The sequence below is a fragment of the Paraburkholderia sp. GW821-FHT02A12 genome, assembly GCF_059422005.1.
This window is the reverse complement of sequence record NZ_JBWKWA010000002.1, coordinates 2,249,056-2,266,013: the sequence shown is the minus strand read 5'-3', so window position 1 is coordinate 2,266,013 and position 16,958 is coordinate 2,249,056. Positions and strand designations below refer to the sequence as shown.

The 16,958-nt window shown below is 63.1% G+C and carries 15 protein-coding genes and 1 riboswitch; of the genes, 10 read left to right on the top strand and 5 right to left on the bottom strand.

What is annotated here, in order from left to right:
- Window positions 1-68: 68 nt before the first annotated feature.
- Window positions 69-247, bottom strand: a riboswitch (cobalamin riboswitch).
- Window positions 248-331: 84 nt separating this feature from the next.
- Genes cbiE through cobM form a run of 4 tightly spaced genes read left to right on the top strand, consistent with a single transcriptional unit; the run spans window position 332 to window position 4,152 of the window.
- Window positions 332-1,570 (top strand): precorrin-6y C5,15-methyltransferase (decarboxylating) subunit CbiE, encoded by a 1,239-nt coding sequence (cbiE, locus tag AC07WT_RS31620; protein ID WP_494950001.1) that lies wholly within the window; start codon window positions 332-334, stop codon window positions 1,568-1,570.
- Window positions 1,570-2,658: a cobalt-precorrin-5B (C(1))-methyltransferase gene (locus tag AC07WT_RS31615; RefSeq protein ID WP_494950000.1), complete on the top strand. Its 1,089-nt coding sequence runs from the start codon at window positions 1,570-1,572 to the stop codon at window positions 2,656-2,658. Before cbiE ends, AC07WT_RS31615 begins: the two co-directional genes overlap by 1 nt.
- Window positions 2,655-3,380: a cobalt-precorrin-6A reductase gene (locus AC07WT_RS31610; protein WP_494949999.1), complete on the top strand. Its 726-nt coding sequence runs from the start codon at window positions 2,655-2,657 to the stop codon at window positions 3,378-3,380. The genes AC07WT_RS31615 and AC07WT_RS31610 overlap by 4 nt, the downstream gene beginning before the upstream one ends.
- Before the next feature lie 46 nt (window positions 3,381-3,426).
- Window positions 3,427-4,152 (top strand): precorrin-4 C(11)-methyltransferase, encoded by a 726-nt coding sequence (gene cobM, locus AC07WT_RS31605; protein ID WP_492593321.1) that lies wholly within the window; start codon window positions 3,427-3,429, stop codon window positions 4,150-4,152.
- Window positions 4,153-4,220: 68 nt separating this feature from the next.
- Here cobM and metE read toward each other — a convergent pair whose 3' ends face one another.
- Entirely contained in the window at window positions 4,221-6,575 is a 2,355-nt protein-coding gene (gene metE / locus AC07WT_RS31600; RefSeq protein WP_494949998.1) for a 5-methyltetrahydropteroyltriglutamate--homocysteine S-methyltransferase, read from the bottom strand.
- Between the two features lie 139 nt (window positions 6,576-6,714).
- Here metE and AC07WT_RS31595 point away from each other — a divergent pair, with 139 nt between their 5' ends.
- Both AC07WT_RS31595 and AC07WT_RS31590 read left to right on the top strand, forming a co-directional pair.
- Complete coding sequence (locus AC07WT_RS31595) at window positions 6,715-7,638, top strand: LysR family transcriptional regulator (RefSeq protein WP_492593323.1); 924 nt, start codon at window positions 6,715-6,717, stop codon at window positions 7,636-7,638.
- Between the two features lie 22 nt (window positions 7,639-7,660).
- Window positions 7,661-7,897, top strand: coding sequence for a hypothetical protein (locus AC07WT_RS31590; RefSeq protein WP_492593324.1), 237 nt, complete (start codon window positions 7,661-7,663; stop codon window positions 7,895-7,897).
- On the opposite strand, the gene AC07WT_RS31585 is transcribed toward AC07WT_RS31590, so the two are convergent.
- Window positions 7,869-9,371 (bottom strand): MDR family MFS transporter, encoded by a 1,503-nt coding sequence (locus AC07WT_RS31585; protein WP_494949997.1) that lies wholly within the window; start codon window positions 9,369-9,371, stop codon window positions 7,869-7,871. The two genes, AC07WT_RS31590 and AC07WT_RS31585, sit on opposite strands and share 29 nt — an antisense overlap.
- 251 nt (window positions 9,372-9,622) lie before the next feature.
- Here AC07WT_RS31585 and AC07WT_RS31580 point away from each other — a divergent pair, with 251 nt between their 5' ends.
- Entirely contained in the window at window positions 9,623-9,883 is a 261-nt protein-coding gene (locus AC07WT_RS31580) for a DUF1488 family protein (RefSeq protein ID WP_492593326.1), read from the top strand.
- A gap of 297 nt (window positions 9,884-10,180) precedes the next feature.
- On the top strand, window positions 10,181-10,690 hold the full coding sequence (locus AC07WT_RS31575; RefSeq protein WP_492593327.1) for a lipocalin-like domain-containing protein: 510 nt from the start codon (window positions 10,181-10,183) through the stop codon (window positions 10,688-10,690).
- An 83-nt stretch (window positions 10,691-10,773) separates the two neighbouring features.
- Here AC07WT_RS31575 and AC07WT_RS31570 read toward each other — a convergent pair whose 3' ends face one another.
- From AC07WT_RS31570 to AC07WT_RS31560, 3 genes are all read right to left on the bottom strand, one after another.
- A complete protein-coding gene (locus AC07WT_RS31570; protein WP_494949996.1) occupies window positions 10,774-12,420 on the bottom strand; it encodes an NRAMP family divalent metal transporter in 1,647 nt (548 codons plus the stop codon).
- Between the two features lie 129 nt (window positions 12,421-12,549).
- The gene (locus AC07WT_RS31565) at window positions 12,550-12,690 is read right to left on the bottom strand and encodes a hypothetical protein (RefSeq protein ID WP_494949995.1); all 141 of its coding nucleotides are present in this window, start codon (window positions 12,688-12,690) and stop codon (window positions 12,550-12,552) included.
- 847 nt (window positions 12,691-13,537) lie between these two features.
- Window positions 13,538-13,660 carry a hypothetical protein gene (locus AC07WT_RS31560; RefSeq protein WP_494949994.1) on the bottom strand — a complete coding sequence of 41 codons (123 nt, stop codon included), beginning with the start codon at window positions 13,658-13,660 and terminating at the stop codon, window positions 13,538-13,540.
- A gap of 116 nt (window positions 13,661-13,776) precedes the next feature.
- Here AC07WT_RS31560 and AC07WT_RS31555 point away from each other — a divergent pair, with 116 nt between their 5' ends.
- Together AC07WT_RS31555 and AC07WT_RS31550 are read left to right on the top strand one after the other, a co-directional pair.
- A complete protein-coding gene (locus AC07WT_RS31555; protein ID WP_494949993.1) occupies window positions 13,777-14,631 on the top strand; it encodes a CPBP family glutamic-type intramembrane protease in 855 nt (284 codons plus the stop codon).
- 582 nt (window positions 14,632-15,213) lie between these two features.
- Window positions 15,214-16,803, top strand: a complete 1,590-nt coding sequence (locus AC07WT_RS31550; RefSeq protein WP_494949992.1) for a glycoside hydrolase family 28 protein — start codon at window positions 15,214-15,216, stop codon at window positions 16,801-16,803.
- Window positions 16,804-16,958 lie beyond the last annotated feature (155 nt).

The window sequence follows — 16,958 nt, the reverse complement described above, 5'->3', positions numbered from 1 at the left end:
ACGGCCCGGGCAACCCGCCCAAAGCGGGCGTGGCTGCGGCATCGGTACACCCCGCCCGATGCAGGCTGGCACGAACAATCTCGCCGGCAGGTCTCCTGGCTGGCAGGTCACGGTCCGCCGCTGCCTTCCCGGTCGAACCAGTGGCGCGGAGCGCAGGCGGACTCGCTGCATACAGTTGCGGGGGCAGCCACAGTGGCACTGTGTTCCCTCTTCGGCCCCGAAGGGCACCGGCGGCTGTATTATGCCTTTTTTCGAACCGCGCAACGAGGCTGGACGCTTTGATCGGCGTGGCACAGCGCATTATTTGAAGATACGGAATGAGGATGGATGCATGTCGGCGTGGCTGACCGTGGTGGGCATAGGCGATGACGGCTTCGCCGGCTTGGGGCGGCCCGCGCGGCGCGCTTTGCTGGAAGCGTCGGTGGTGTACGGCGGCGAGCGCCATCTGGCGATGCTGCCCGCGCGACTTGGCGCGCGCCGCGCCGCGTGGCCGCGTCCGTTCGATCTCGCGCCTTTGCTGGCGGAGCGCGCCACCCCCGTGTGCGTGCTGGCGAGCGGCGACCCGATGCTGTTCGGCGTCGGCGCGACGCTGGCGCGGCAGCTGCCGGCCGGCGAGTTGCGAGTGTTGCCGGCGCCGTCGTCGCTGTCGCTGGCCGCGGCGCGGCTCGGCTGGCCCTTGCAGGACGTCGCGACGGTCTCGTTGGTGGGCCGGCCGCTGGCGACGCTGAACGCCCATCTGCACGACGGCGCGCGTGCGTTCGTGCTGAGCGCGGACGGCGGCACGCCCGCGGCGCTCGCCGGCTTGCTGAACGCGCGCGGCTTCGGCGCGACCCGGATGATCGTGCTGGAACACCTGGGCGGCGAGTTGGAACGCCGGATCGACGGCCGTGCCGATCAATGGCCGGCGGGCGACGTGGCGGCGCTGAATCTGATCGCGCTCGAATGCCGCGCCACGGAAGGCGCGCCGCGTTTGCCGCTGACCTGCGGCTTACCCGACGACGCGTTTCGCCACGACGGCCAGTTGACCAAACGCGACGTGCGCGCGATCACGCTGGCGCGCCTCGCGCCCACGCCCGGCGAATTGCTGTGGGATGTCGGCGCGGGCAGCGGTTCGATCGGCATCGAATGGATGCGCGTGCATCCGGCGTGCCGCGCGATCGCGATCGAGCGGCATGCGGAGCGCCAGCGTTTCATCGAACACAATCGCGATGCGTTGGGCGTGCCGGGTCTGCAACTCGTGGCGGGCCGCGCGCCTGAAGCGCTGGACGGACTGCCGGCGCCGGATGCGGTGTTCATCGGCGGCGGCGTGACGGTGCCGGGCGTGCTGGATGCCTGCTGGGCGCGCCTGCGTGAGGGCGGCCGGCTGGTTGCCAATGCCGTGACCTTGCAAGGCGAGGCGGCGCTGATGGCGTGGCGCGCCCAGCATGGCGGCACGCTCACGCGCATTGCGCTCGCCGACGCGCAACCGCTCGGCGGCTTCGACACCTGGCGTCAGGCATTGCCGATCACGCTGCTCGACGTGACCAGGCCCGCCGGCGATGCCGCGCGCCACAAGCATCGGCAACCGTAATGCGCGACGAAACACCCGAACAACCCGCGCGGCTGCGCAGCGGCTACACGACCGGCTGTTGTGCCACCGCGACGTCGCTCGCGGCGGCGCGTCTGCTGCTCACGGGCATCGTCAGCGAGGCCGCGGAAATCGTGTTGCCCAAGGGCCAGCTTGTGCCGATGCCGCTGGTGTTCTGCCGTCTGACCGCCGACGGCGCCGAAGCCGGCACCGTCAAGGATGCGGGCGACGATCCCGACGTGACGCACGGCGCGATCGTGTTCGCCCGCGTGCGCCTGCGCGCCGAACCGGGCGTGAGTTTTCATGCGGGACCGGGCGTCGGCACCGTGACGCGCGCGGGTTTGACGTTGCCGATCGGCGAACCGGCGATCAATCCGGTGCCGCGCAAGATGATGAGCGAGCATCTCGCCGATCTGGCCGCGGAACACGCATATGGCGGCGGTTTCGAGGTGACGATCGGCGTCGAAGGCGGCGAAGAGCTCGCGCTGAAGACGATGAACCCGCGTCTCGGCATTCTCGGCGGCCTGTCGATTCTCGGCACTACCGGGATCGTGCGGCCGTTCTCGTGCTCGGCGTATATCGCGTCGATCCAGCAGGGCATCGACGTCGCGCGCGCGAACGGCTACACGCATCTCGCGGCCTGCACCGGCAACGCCAGCGAAGACGCGATGCGCGCGCATTACGGCCTGCCGGACATCGCGCTGATCGAAATGGGCGACTTTGTCGGCGCGGTGCTCAAGCACATGAAGCGCGCGCCGGTCGAACGCCTGAGCATTTGCGGCGGATTCGGCAAGCTCAGCAAACTGGCCGCGGGGCATCTCGATCTGCATAGCCGGAATTCGAGCATCGATCTGGCGCAACTGGCCGTGTGGGCGTCCGAACATGGCGCGGACGCCGCCTTGCAGGCGGCGATCCGCGCGGCCAATACGAGTCAGCAGGCGGCGACATTGGCGCGTGCGCAAAACGTGCCGCTCGGCGATATCGTCTGCCGGCATGCGCTCGCGGTGGCGCGCGATATCGTGCCGCCGCAGGTCGCCGTCGAAATGTTCGCGATCGACCGCCAGGGCAATCTGATCGGAGCCGCGCGATGATGCGCATCCTGCTGCTCGGCGGCACCGGCGACGCCTTGAAGATCGCGCGTCAACTCGGGCCCGATCACGTGTACAGTCTCGCCGGGCTCGGCAAGGTGCCGGACGATCTGGCGTGTGCGGTGCGCGTCGGCGGCTTTGGCGGCAGTGCGGGGATGGCGCGCTACATCGAACAGGAACGCATTGGCCTCGTGATCGACGCGACCCACCCGTACGCCGCGCAAATCAGTGCGAATGCCATGCAAGCGAGCCGTGCCGCGCGGGTGCCGTGCTGGGCGCTGCGCCGCCCGGGCTGGCATCCGCAAGACGGCGACGATTGGCGCATGGTCGACGACTGGCGCGAACTGACCGCGGTGCTCGCCGCGTTCAAGCGGCCGCTCTTCACGCTGGGGCGCGAACCGCTCGCGCATCTCGACGAGATCCCGCCGCATCAGTTCTGGACCGTGCGCTGTCTCGATCCACATGAAGGCAACGTGCGCGCGCGGATTCTGGCGACACGCGGCCCATTTACGCTCGAAGGCGAGCGCGCGCTTTTCAGCGCCGAAGCGTTCGACGTCGTGGTCAGCAAAAACAGCGGCGGCAGCGCTACCGAAGCGAAACTCGAAGTCGCGCGCGAACGCGGCCTGCCGGTCGTGATGCTGCGGCGGCCCGAGTTGCCCGCAGCCGATCGCGAATTCGGCGACGTGGCCGAGTTGCTCGGCGCATGGCGGCGCATATCCTCCTGAACGGCGCGTCGATGACGTGCCGACCGAATGAATCACGGAGTATGGAATGACGGTGTTTTTTATCGGCGCGGGTCCCGGCGACCCGGAATTGATCACGGTGAAAGGGCAGCGCCTCGTGCGCAGTTGCCCGGTGATCCTGTATGCGGGCTCGCTCGTGCCGGCCGCCGTGCTGGAAGGTCATGCCGCGGACCAGGTCGTCAATACCGCCGAACTCGACCTCGATCAGATCGTCGCGTTGCTCAAAACGGCGCACGAGAAAGGCCAGGACGTGGCGCGCGTGCACTCGGGCGACCCGTCGTTATACGGCGCGATTGGCGAGCAGATCCGCAGACTGCGCGAACTGAACATTCCGTACGAGATCGTGCCCGGCGTGACCGCGACCGCCGCGTGTGCGGCGGCGCTCGGCTGCGAACTCACGCTGCCCGGCATTTCGCAAACGCTGATCCTCACGCGCTACGCGAGCAAAACGGCGATGCCCGAAGGCGAGGAACTCGGCGACCTGGCGAGGCATCGCGCGACGATGGCGATTCACCTCGGCGTGCGGCATCTCGCGCGTATCGTCGATGAATTGCGGCCGCATTACGGCGGCGACTGTCCGATCGCGGTGATTTATCGCGCGAGCTGGCCGGATGAAGAAAAGCTCACGGGCACGCTCGACGACATCGTCGGCAAGGTGCAATCGACCCACATCGAGCGCACGGCGCTGATTCTGGTGGGGCAGGTGCTCGCCGCGGAAGGATTCGCGGAATCCACGTTGTACGCAAAGGGCTGATCCGTACGCGCAGGCGCAGCCCATCCGCTCGACACCACGATTCACGGATGGGCCCTGCGGATATCAAATCACGCCGTCAATTCAGCAGGCTGGGCAGCGGGATGTTCATCAGGCTGCTCATTAGCTTGCTCATTAGCTTGCTCATTAGCTTGCTTCACCGCCAGCTTCACGCGCAACGCCCTGGCCGCCTGAACCATATTGGTCAACGCGGCTTCCGTTTCAGGCCAGCCGCGCGTCTTCAGCCCGCAATCCGGATTGACCCACAGGCGCCCGGCGGGGATCACTTCACACGCGCGTTCCAGCAGCCGCTGCATCGCTTCGGCACTCGGCACGCGCGGCGAATGGATATCGTAGACGCCCGGTCCGATCTCGTTCGGATACGCGAATTCGCCGAAGCCGTCGAGCAGCTCCATCGCCGAACGGGAGGTCTCGATCGTGATGACGTCCGCGTCCATGGCGGCGATCGACGGCAAAATGTCGTTGAACTCCGAATAGCACATGTGCGTGTGAATCTGCGTCTGATCGGCGACGCCCGCCGCCGAAATGCGGAACACGCGCGTCGCCCATTCCAGATACGCGGCCCAATCGGACTTGCGCAGCGGCAAGCCTTCGCGGAACGCCGGTTCGTCGATCTGAACGATGCGGATGCCGGCTTCTTCGAGGTCCATCACTTCATCGCGGATCGCGAGCGCGAGTTGCAACGCGGTGGTGGAGCGCGGCTGGTCGTCGCGCACGAACGACCATTGCAGCATCGTCACCGGGCCGGTCAGCATGCCTTTCATCAGGCGCTGCGTGAGTGATTGCGCGTAGCGGGCCGTCTCGACCGTCATCGGTTCGGGACGATAGACGTCGCCATAGATGATCGGCGGCTTCACGCAGCGCGAGCCGTAACTCTGCACCCAGCCGCTTTCCGTGAACGCGTAGCCCCACAATTGCTCGCCGAAGTATTCGACCATGTCATTGCGCTCGGCTTCGCCGTGCACCAGCACGTCGAGCCCGAGTTCTTCCTGCTTGCGCACGGCGATTTCGATTTCGGCGCGCATCCGTTGCAGATAGTCGAGCGCGCGCAGTTCGCCGCGTTTATAGGCTGCGCGCGCCTGGCGGATCGCCGGCGTTTGCGGGAACGAGCCGATCGTGGTGGTCGGCAGCGGCGGCAGGTCGAGCGCTTCACGCTGCACGCGGTTGCGTTCGGCGAACGGGCTGTTGCGCTCCGCCATCGCGGCGGTCACGGCGGCGACGCGTTTTTGCACCAGCGTATTGACGACTGCGCTCGAATGGCGGCGTGCTTCCAGCGCCAGGCCGGCGGCTGCGAGCTTCGCTTCAGCGGCGGCCGGATCGCGCAAGGCCAGCGCAATCGTGCTGATTTCAGCGAGTTTTTCAGTGGCGAAGGCGAGCCACGATTTCAGGTCGGCGCCGAGCTTCTTCTCCGCATCGAGCGAAACCGGCACATGCAGCAGCGAGCACGACGACGCCACCCAGAGACGCTCGCCAAGCTCCGCATGCAGCGCCTGCAACGACTCGACGATGCCGCCGAGATCGGCGCGCCAGATATTGCGGCCATCGATCACACCCGCCGACAACACTGCGTTCGCCGGCAATGCCGTGCGCCAGGCGGCGAGTTGTTGCGGCGCGCGCACCAGATCGATATGGATGCCCGCCACCGGCAGCTTCGCGACGCGCTGCGCATGGTTCGCGGCGGTGTCGAAGTAAGTCGCGAGCAGTACTTTGACGCCTGCTGTGCCGAGCACCTCATAAGCCGCGGACAATGCGTCGAGCCATTCGGCGGGCAGATCGACGCATAACGCCGGTTCATCCAGCTGCACCCATTCGATGCCGCGTTGCTTCAGCTTGTCGAGAATACGGCTGTAGCGGATCACGAGTTGAGGCAGCAGCGATAAACGGTCGAAACCGGCGACATGACTCTTCGACAGCCACAGATACGTGATCGGCCCGATCAATACCGGCTTGACCGGCAGATTCAGCGCGAGCGCTTCGTCGATCTCGTCGAAAAGCCATTCGACGCCGCCGTTGAAGGTCGTATCCGGTCCGAGTTCCGGCACGAGGTAGTGGTAGTTCGTATCGAACCACTTGGTCATCTCCATCGCCGGTTGCGCGTGATTGCCGCGCGCGAGTTCGTAGTACTGGCCGAGCGACAAAGCCTGTGGATCGAAGCCGAAGCGCTCCGGCAATGCGCCGAGCAGCGCGCTCAGATTGAGCATCTGATCGTAGTAAGCGAAATCGCCCACGGTGACGAAATCCAGTCTGGCGTCGTGCTGCAATTGCCAATGGCGGGCGCGCAATTCTCTCGCGACGCCGCGCAGACAGGTTTCATCGGATTCACCGCGCCAGAACGATTCCTGCGCGAACTTCAGTTCACGCTGCACGCCGATGCGCGGAAAACCAGGGATATGCGTGCGGGCCATATGGGCTCCTTATGCGTTGTATGAATTGGCGCCCAGTTTGAAAGTCGCGCTATGATTCATCAAGCGACATGTTTTCACCAATGTATGAGCCACATTCATATCCTATTCAGTCCGACCGTTGTTAGCGCGGAGCACCGGCATGCTTGAGCTTCGCCATTTGCGTTCGCTGATCGCCATCGCCGATTCCGGCAAGCTGGTGGCGGCGGCCGAACGCGTTCATCTGAGCCAGTCCGCGTTGTCGCATCAGATCCGCGATATCGAAGCGCATTACGAGGTGTCGCTATTCGAGCGCACCAGGCAGGGTTTGCGCTTCACCGCGGCCGGCGAGCGGCTGCTCGCGCTGGGCCGCGAGACGATTGCCGCGGTCAGTGCGGCCGAACGCGATCTCGTCCGCCTGAAGGGCGACACGCGCGGCGAGTTGCGCATCGTGCTGGAATGCCATACCTGTTTCGACTGGCTGATGCCGGTGATGGACGAATTCCGCCGGCGCTGGCCCGAGGTCGAAGTCGATCTGGTCGCGGGGTTTCATGCGGACCCGCTGCGTTTGCTGAGCGACGGCACGGCCGACGTGGTGATCGGTTCGAAACCGGCGAGCAAGCGCAGCCTGCATATCGCGCCGCTGTTCCGCTTCGAGATTCTCGTGGTGATGGCCAACGAGCACCGCTTGCGCAACAAGCGCCGCGTGGTGTCGGACGATCTGCGCGACGAGACGCTGATTACCTATCCGGTGCCCGAAGCGCGCATCGATCTGATCCGCGAGGTGCTGGAGCCGGCGGGCATCAAGCTGGAGCGGCGCACGGCCGAGTTGACCATTGCCATCATGCAACTGGTGGCGAGCCGCCGCGGGATTGCGGCGCTGCCGAACTGGGGCGTGAAGAACTACGTCGATCACGACTACGTGCTGGCTAAACGCGTGGGCACGCAAGGCTTGTGGAGCGAGCTCTATGCGGTCGCGGCCAAGGGCTTTGCAAGCCGGCCTTACTTCGACGACTTCGTCACGATCGTGCGCGATACCTGCGCGGCGCAGTTGGACGGCATCGAGCTGCTGGCGGCGCAAGCGTGAGTCTGGGCAATCGCGGCGTGCGGTGACGGTCAGCGATCCGCGCTTTCTGGTGGCGGCCGCCGAACAGGAAGCGGGGATCGCCATGGTGTCCCGGCTGAGCGCCGCCGATGCCTTGACGAGCGGGCGTGTCGAAGTCTTGCCGCAGGTGCCCGGATTTGCGCTTGCGCCGCTCTGGTTGATGCGCTCGTCGCAGCCCGCGCGTGCCGCGACGGCCGAACCGCGGCGCGTTCTCAGTCTTCGAGCGGCGAGAGCGCTTTGAGCGGGGCCTTTTTAGCGCCCCCGATGTTGATCGCGGGGACGAAAGCCAGCAGCACCACGACAAAAATCGCGATCGCGAAGATCGACGTGAAGGTCAGGTGAAGCGACTGATGCAGCACCTGACGGATCGCATCGCTATCGCCGAGGCTCGCCGTCTTCGCCGTCTGATTCTGCAGCAGCGCTTTCAGCTGGTCCGAGGTGACCGCGGCGACATTCTTCGAGTGACTGAGACCGAAGTTGAGCACCGCGCCGAACAGCGTCGCGCCAAGTGTGCTGCCGAGATTGCGCGAAAAGAGATTCGACGCGGTGGCGCTGCCGCGCTCGTTCATCTCGACGATCTCCTGGATCATCACCAGCGAACTCACGCTCGAGGTGCCCATGCCGAAGCCGATGATGAGCGAACCGAAAGCAGCGATCAGCGGCGAGCTGCCGGGCGAGAGCATCAACAGCAATATGGCGCCGAGCGGTATGAACGCGCTGCCGCCGAGCAGAATGCGCCGCAGTCCGACGCGGTGAAACGATTTCGCCGCGAGCGTCGCGCCGGCCGGCCAGCCCACCATCATCATCGTCAGCGCAAGGCCGGCGACCACGGGCGAACGATGCAGCACGCCCTGCACGTACATTGGCAGGAAGGTGGTGGCGCCCATCAGGATCATGCCCGACAGCAGCGTCGCGCCATTGCACGCGGCAATCGGCCGGCGGCTCCACAGCGCGAAGGAGATCATCGGCTCGGCGGCGCGGCGTTCCTGCATCGCGAAGAACAGCAGGCACAGCATGAACACGCCGCCCGCGCTCGCTGCCTTCGCGACGTCGTCGTCGCCCGCGTAAGTCAGCGACGTCATCAGCGCGGCAATCGCGGCCATGAAGAGCGCGGCGCCGGCAAAATCGATCGACGGCCGCGCATGCCGCTCCGATTCGCGCAGGAACGCGATGAAGCCCGCCGCCGACGCGAGGCCGATCGGCACATTCATCCAGAAGATCCAGGCCCACGACAGGTTGTGAATGATGAAGCCGCCCACCATCGGCCCGACCACCGCCGAAATCGCCCACACGCTTGCCAGATAGCCTTGCACCTTGCCGCGTTCGCGCGCCGGATAGAGGTCGGCGACGATGGTCAGCGTGACCGGCTGGATGGCCCCGGCGCCCACGCCCTGGATCAGCCGGAACACGATCATCGCGGGCATCGACCAGGCGAAGCCGGCGAGCACCGAGCCGAGCAGAAAGATCGCGATGCCGGCGAGCATGACGGGTTTGCGTCCGTACAGGTCGGCGAGCTTGCCGAACACCACGGTCATGGCGGTCTGGGTGAGCAGGAACGACGAAAAGACCCAGCTATACAGATGCAGATCGCCGAGTTGCGCGACGATCTGCGGCATGGCGGTGGACACGATGGTGGCTTCGATGGCGACCATCGCCATGGAAGCCATGACGGCGGCGATGACAAGAGGACGCGACGATTGCAGGCTGCGGGACATGGGGCGATAGTATTAGGATGTTAGGCACGTCAGGCGGCGTGACAGGCTACTGAACCGGCAACATGAGCCGGCAAGATGAGCCGGCAACATGAGCGCCGCGACGCATAAGCGCGGCCGCACGAATGCGGCCGATGTCGAGTATGCACCTTGCGGAGAATGTGCGCTGCGCGTGAGGCGATATGGTGCGGTACAGCAAACGCGGCACGGCGCTTGCGCGTTCGACGCTTTCTTTCGACAGATGGAGGGTAATCATGAGAATCGAATTCACCGGACGCCGCGAAGTGGTGGCGGCTGCGCGCGTTGCCTTCGAAGCCAACGTTGATGGGGCCGGCGTCTGGTGCAGTGTGTCGCTCGATGCGTTGAACGACCATTTCGGCAACGACGGCACATCGGCTCACAATCTCGTTGGCACCTTCGAGGCAAATCGCGCACAGATCGAAAACGCTACGCGTCGGGTGCTCGAAAAAAACGGCGGACGGTCCGTGGAACTCGAGACCGGCGACTTCAATTGAGGCCGTGCGGTATCTAAACTTTGCAACGGTGCGAGGTCCGGCGCGGTCGTGCCGGATCCGCGACGGGTGGGAATCGACGCGATAGATTTTCGCCGGGAAAGCGCCTACGCTTCACAAACCACCCGAAGTCATTCCGGTTTCTCTCGCTGAAGTAATCGTCTTGCGCCAAAAGCCGGGACGAAATGCGCTAGAGACCCGGCCGGCACGCCGCGAGAGCCGCGGCGAATCTTTACGCAAGTGTTAGCGAAGCGCGACGGATTCGTCTGACTTCATGTCCTCGCGCGCGTGGGGAACGTCATGAAAGCAGCGTTCAGAACCATGGCCGCGATCGCGATGACGGTTGCCGCATCGTGTGCGCCCACGCCCAAGGCGTTTGCCCAGGCCGCGGCTGCGGCCAGTGTAGTGGGTTCGTGGTCGCTGGTCTCGCTGACCGAGGCAAAGAGCGGCAATGAAGCAGAACTGCTTGGACCGCATCCGCAGGGGCAACTCATTTTCGGCAGTGACGGCCGCTATGTGCTGGTCGTGCTCCGCGCCGATCTGCCGAAATTCGCATCGGGCAATCGGCAGCTAGGCACGGCGGAAGAGAACGAAAAAATCATCCGGGGCAACGTCGCGCATTTCGGCACTTATACCGTCGACCCGGTAGCGCAAGCGATCGTGTTCCACATCCAGAAAAGTACCTTTCCGAACTGGGACGCCGATGTTCAACGGCGTCCGTTCATGTTGGACGGTGACCGGCTCACGTACATCACGCCCGGCGCCTTCGGATATGGATCGTCGAAAGTTGTGTGGCAACGGATGAAATAGACGGCGTACAGGCCGGCGCCGCCGCTTCTTGCGGCAGCGCGGCTCCGTACTCTCCACGTGTTCTCTCTTTGTCTTGCTCCGGTCTATTTCAGGAACGTCATCTGCACCACCTTCACGATGACCAGTGCGACCGCCAGCACCAGATAGCCGCGCAGTACGCCCATCCAGACACGCTTGGCCAGCGTGAGGTTCGGCGCAGGCAGTTCGTCCAGCGGCGGCATGCGCCACGTATCGCGGGCGCTTTTCGGCTGCGCCTCTGCCTGGCTGTCGACCGCTTTACCTCGAAACTTGCGAATCCCGGCCGTGACGGCGTAGCCGACGACGGTCAGCAGCGTCCCGCCGGCGAGTAGTTCGAGAATCGTTTCGCCGCTGATATCCGGGTACATCACCGAGGCGGTGAGAATGATCGACAGCATCACCAATACGCAGACAACGGCGCCGGTGAACAGATTGAGCTTCTTCGAATTGACCCACGGGCCAAGCACGGCCTTGTCGTTGCACAGCAGCAGCAAAAATACGGTGGCGCTTGGGAGCAGCACGCCCGCGAGCGTTTGCACCGCTTCGGTCAACAGACCGAGCGGGCTGCCGGGAATCAGCACCAGCGCCGCCGCGGCGGCAACGATGCCGAAGTACACGAGGTAGAAACCCTTGGCATCGGACACGCTGCGATGCAACGAGTGGCGAATCTTGAACACGTCGCCGATGGCGTACGCGGTCGACAGCGACACCGCGGCAGCGCCGATGATGCAGGCGTCGAGCAGGGCCACCGCGAAGAGGACGGCCGAGGTCCTGCCGGCATACTTTTCGAGGCCGCCGATGACGCCGCCGGCGTCCGTGAAATTGCCGAACTCCGGCTTGCCGGCGTACAGCGCGGCGCAGAACGAAACCATCGCCACCGCGCCGATCAGCACGAACACAATGCCGATCCACAGGTCCGCTTTCTCGTACTTCATGAAGCGCGGCGTGATGCGTTTGTCGACAATGTAGCTTTGCTGGAAAAAGAGTTGCCACGGCGCGACGGTGGTGCCGACGATGCCGATGACAAGCAGCATCACATCGCTCAGCTTCGAATGGGCGGGCCAGCTCGGCACGAAGAAATCGCGCGTCATCTGGCCGACCGGCGGGTGAATCGATACGAGCACCGGCACGAGCAACAGGCTCAACAGGCAGAGCACGATGGCGAAGCGTTCGAAGCGTCTGAAACTTCCCGTACTGACGGCGGCCATGGTCAGCGCGACAGCGATGCAAACGCCGGCAATCTTGGAGAGGCCGAAGAAATCGAGCACGAATGTGATGCCGATGAACTCGGTCACGATCGTCAGCGCATTGAGAATGAACAGGTCAATGACGCTGAACGCGCCCCAGAATTTGCCGAAGCGCTCGAAGATGAGCCGCGCGTGGCCGACGCCGGTCACGGCGCCCAGTCTCAGCACCATTTCCTGGTTGACGAAGAGGACGGGGACCAGCAACAGCATGGTCCACAGCAGCGTGGTCCCGTAGTTTTGCCCGGCCTGGGTATAGGTGCCGAAGGCGCCTGCATCGTTGTCGCCGACCATCACGATGAGGCCCGGCCCCAGGATGGCCAGCAGCGTACGGAAGCGCGCCCACCAGTTGTTGCGCGGCGCCGTGTCGTGGTGAGCGATGGTGCCCAGAGCACCCCGGATGTCGCCGACGTGCGCCGAATCGAGCACGGCGCTCCGCGTGGTTGAGACTTGAGTTGGAGTAGACATTTTGCTTTCTTCTCTTAGGCTGATTTTTGAAATGACAATGCGCATCTCCGGCATACGTAAGGGCATGAGTCAAGGGCGTGAGTCGTGCACCGACGGCGTCGCTTGCGTATGACGGAAGAGGGCGCGAACTTACGAAAGAAGAATCTTGAAATGCTGCCAGATGGCGACGAATTTGGAAGGTTCGGGCGCGTGCAGGGCAAGCATGCCGTCGTAGAAGACGCGCGATTCCTGGACGTGCGGCAGTTTCGACAGGAGGAGGCCGAAAATCATGATATTTCTCCGTGCGTGTATGGCTTAACGCGTGGCTCAACGCGCCGTTTGACGCGTCGTTTGACGCGGTTCGCGGAAAGCCGGCAGACGGAGAGGTCGTGCGCATTAGGCGCGGTGACGCAGGTCTACTCGCTTTCCTCGGACAAAAGTAAAAACAGAGGTGTGCGGCATATGGGGTAACTGTCGCTGTCCGGCATGGCGGCTCCTTATCGGCGTTTGCTGCGCGCGCCTGTTAGGCACGTGCTTGTCCACGCGTCAGCCCGCGCCGCTGAATCGAAAGGGCGCGAACGAACGCGGCCGCGAGTTTGACGCTCGCGACGCGGTGCCATACGGACGCGCGTGATCGCTACGGCCATGTGGCGCTAATCAAGGTGCACGGAGAGGGTAACTACGGCGCGCACCGTCTGCCTTGAGGCAAGACGGCGGCTGGGTGAAGAGAGCGCGGACGTCCTGCCGGTCAGGCAGCGAAACTGTTCGAAGGTCGACTACTGCAGGTGTCCAAGGCATTCGCCCCGTTTGTGAAGATGCGCGAATTTTAGGCGTCGCTTGAATCCAAAGTCAACACGATTCGTTAAGCAGACCACATATAACTTTTTCGCCCCCCAATCTGCCCTCTGAAATGACCGGTATGAAATGAAAATGAAAGATTGGGCGCCGCCGTTAATCCGAAAACGGCCTCGCATGTGAGGGCAGTGCCGACAGTTTCGGAGTGCGATGCCTTTATGCTTTTTTTACTCGTCGTCACGCTAAAAGCGCCTTTCAACTTGCGCCGGCGAGCGTGATGGCCTCGAGCAGAATCGCGATCAGCGCGGCGTGACGCCGGTCGGTTTCATATCCCCCCGATCTGCTAGACGGCGGTTTGCCCGCCTTCATGGGCAAGGCGCAGCAGCCGGTCGAGCGCCGCACGTGGCTCGTCCGTCAACGTTTCCGGGAGCAGCCGGTACGCTTCGCGCTGGGCACGAGTTGCCACGGATGCACGCAATTTTTCGAGCGCAGCGGCCGACGGTAGCAGTACGCTTCAGCCTGACGAATCTATGTTCAGACAATTCGCCTGGGTTTCCGGGCGATCAACGCTTGGGAGCCGACATGTTTGCATTACCGTGGGTTGCAATTTTCCTTGCCGTGCCGGCGACGTGGTTGTCCGCTATTCGATGGCTGAGTCTGGGGCTGCTCATCCTGGGCTATGGCGCTGCGCTGGCGAATGGGCCGCTCGGATTCCAGGCGGCGATCCCCGTCGCGTTGCTTCTCCTTGCCGCCTATGCCGTACAGCAAAACCGCAAGGCGCATGTCCGATACATCGGGCACACGCTGTTCATTGCGCTCGCCATTGCATTAAGCATGCATTGGTTACCCGGCTTTCATAACCCGCGGGTCATCGGGCCGGAGCGATTTACGCCGGATGCCGTGCCGTTCACGATGTATCTCAACCTCGACAAGCCTCTGATCGGTTTCTGGCTGCTGTTGGTTTTGCCCTGGATTCGGCCTCAGTACGCGCTGCGTACGTCGTTGACAGCAGGTATCGGCGGATTACTGATTGCGGCGGTGACTTGCCTGACCGGGGCCGTATTGCTCGGACTCGTCACGTGGGCGCCCAAATGGCCGTCCGTCAGCTGGCTGTGGCTGCTGAACAACCTGCTCCTCGTGACTGTCACCGAGGAGGCCTTGTTCCGCGGCTATCTGCAGGGTGGCCTAAGCCGCCTGCTCAAGCAGCGATCCTACGCAGACGCGCTTGCCCTTTGCGCAGGAGCGGCATTGTTCGGGCTGGCGCACATAGCAGGTGGATGGGAATGGATGGTGCTGGGAGGCCTCGCAGGAATTGGGTATGGCTTGGCTTATCGCTTCGGCGGACTTCAGGCCGCGGTGCTGGCCCATTTTGGCCTGAACGTGCTGCACTTTTTCCTGTTGACGTATCCGATGCTTCAGCCGGCAGGCCAGTCCTGAATCTCCTTCAATATTCGCTGTCTGGTGTCACCTCTTCGAAAATAGTGGCCTGCGTCCGCTAAGCGGCGAACCGGGAAACTTGCGGCCTTAGCGTAAAAAATCCGGTTCTTGAGGGCGAGCTCTCGATACTCAGGTCGCGTTGCTCGCACTTGCTTGCGCAGTTATCTGCTCGCGGTTCGTAGAACAGTCTTGTTAGCGACTCTAAACCTGGATTACAGGTCGAACCGGAAACGGAAAAGTGATTTACCGTTTTGCGGAAACTGGGCCCTCGACAGCTACCGCGATGCGTTGTGCCGACATTCCCTCACAAGAAAATAAGGAAATCCTGAATGAAACGGACCGCAGTTTTTAAAGATTTGCACCGTAATATCTCGTAGGCGATGTGTTCAGCGCGCCGGCTTGAGCAAACGTTTGCGCACAAGAAGGAATGACGGACCTGCACATCGGCTATTGCGGACTTAACGACGTTCTACTGCTGTGAATTGCAATCGCATCATCAGCCAATCGCCGTTGGGGTAGCTGCAACTACAAGAGGAAAAACAATTGAAAAATCTCGAATCAACACTCAGGGAATCGCATTGCATGACGCCTGTGTCGCGCGTCACGATTTGCGCGTTGGTGCTGTCGGCTGCGCTGTCTGCTGAATCCGTTTCAGCGGCGAGTACGTCGACGGATTCATCGACGCCCGTCACGACGCAATGGGGTACAGTCAACGAACCGTCATTGCCTACGACGGTTTGCAAGCCGCTCGCCGCATCGCTTACGCCCGTCAACGGCTCGATCGATTCGCTGGATGCGAACGCGTCATCGTCCCAACCGGATACGTCACGCATCCAGGCCGCGATCGACGCATGCCCGTCCGGCCAGGCAGTCAAACTCACGAAGGGCACCTCGGGCGAATCGGCCTTTCTCAGCGGTCCGCTTAAGCTCAAATCGGGGATGTCGTTGTGGATCGATCAGGGCGTGACGCTTTTCGCGTCGCGCAACCCCGCTGACTTTGACAATGGGGTGGGGACGTGCGGCACCGCGACGACGTCGAACACCAAATCGTGCAACCCGCTCATTCTCGCGAAGAGCACGGCGGGCAGCTCGATCGTTGGCGATGGCACCATCGACGGCCGCGGCGGCAGCCTGCTCACCAGCGGTCCGAATGCGGGCGCGCGTACCTGGTGGGATGTCGCGTACCAGAACAAGACGGCGGGGCTCAACCAGCAGAATCCGCGGCTCGTGCAGATAACGGGCGGTTCCACATTCACGCTCTATCGCATTACGTTGCAGAATTCGCCGAACTTTCACGTGGTCACCGATGGCGTCGCTGGCGTGACGGCATGGAACATCAAGATCCTTACCCCGAGCCTCGCGTATAGCGTGAGCGGTTACGCCTGTCCGAACGGCACTACGCCAGACAAGATCACGCCCGCCACCTGTTTTACGCCGGATACCGCGAAGAATACGGATGGTTTCGATCCCGGCCAGTCGAGCAATGTGCTGCTCGCCTACTCGTACATCAGCACGGGTGACGACCATGTGGCGATCAAGGCGAGCGGATCACCGGGCAGCAACAACCTGACGTTCGCGCACAACCACCTCTACTACGGACACGGCATGTCGATCGGGAGCGAGACGAATGCCGGCGTGAGCAACGTGGCTGTCGCCGACATAACGATCGACGGCAACGACAGTTCGAACGGAAACGGCTTGCGTATCAAGTCGGATTCATCGCGTGGCGGCAAGGTGAGCAACGTCACGTACAGCCAGGTGTGCATGCGCAATGTTGCGCAGCCGCTGGTATTCAATCCGTTCTACAGTTCATCGACGGGCACACTGTATCCGAACTTCACCGACATCACGATCAGCGGTTTGCACTATCTGGGCAGCACGAAATACGGTGGCGGTCATGTCACGTTCGAGGGATACGAGAAGAACAGTCAAAAGAATCCGCTCGTGATTACGCTGGACAATGTCGTGTTCGACAGCAAGCAGCCGACTTTCGACAAGGACATCGCGACGCACTATACGCTCGGTCCCGGTCCTGTGAGCTTTTCGAATGAGATTGTGACTTCGACGTCGAATGATGTGACGGTGTCGGGTTCGCCGGGCAACGCGACGCCCGTCGATTGCAGCAGCGCGTTCGTTCCGCTCAATTCTGTGCTGCCGGCTTCGCCTATCTAAGCAACCCGAGTCTTGTTATGAATGCAAGCCGTGCTTTGATTTCATCGAGCGCGGCTTGCGTTTTTGCTTCTGCTCCTGGCGAGTGCGCGTTAGCTGATATCCGCACTAAACTTGAACCACTAACCGTCCTCCGAACCATCGGCAAAAAAGATCGA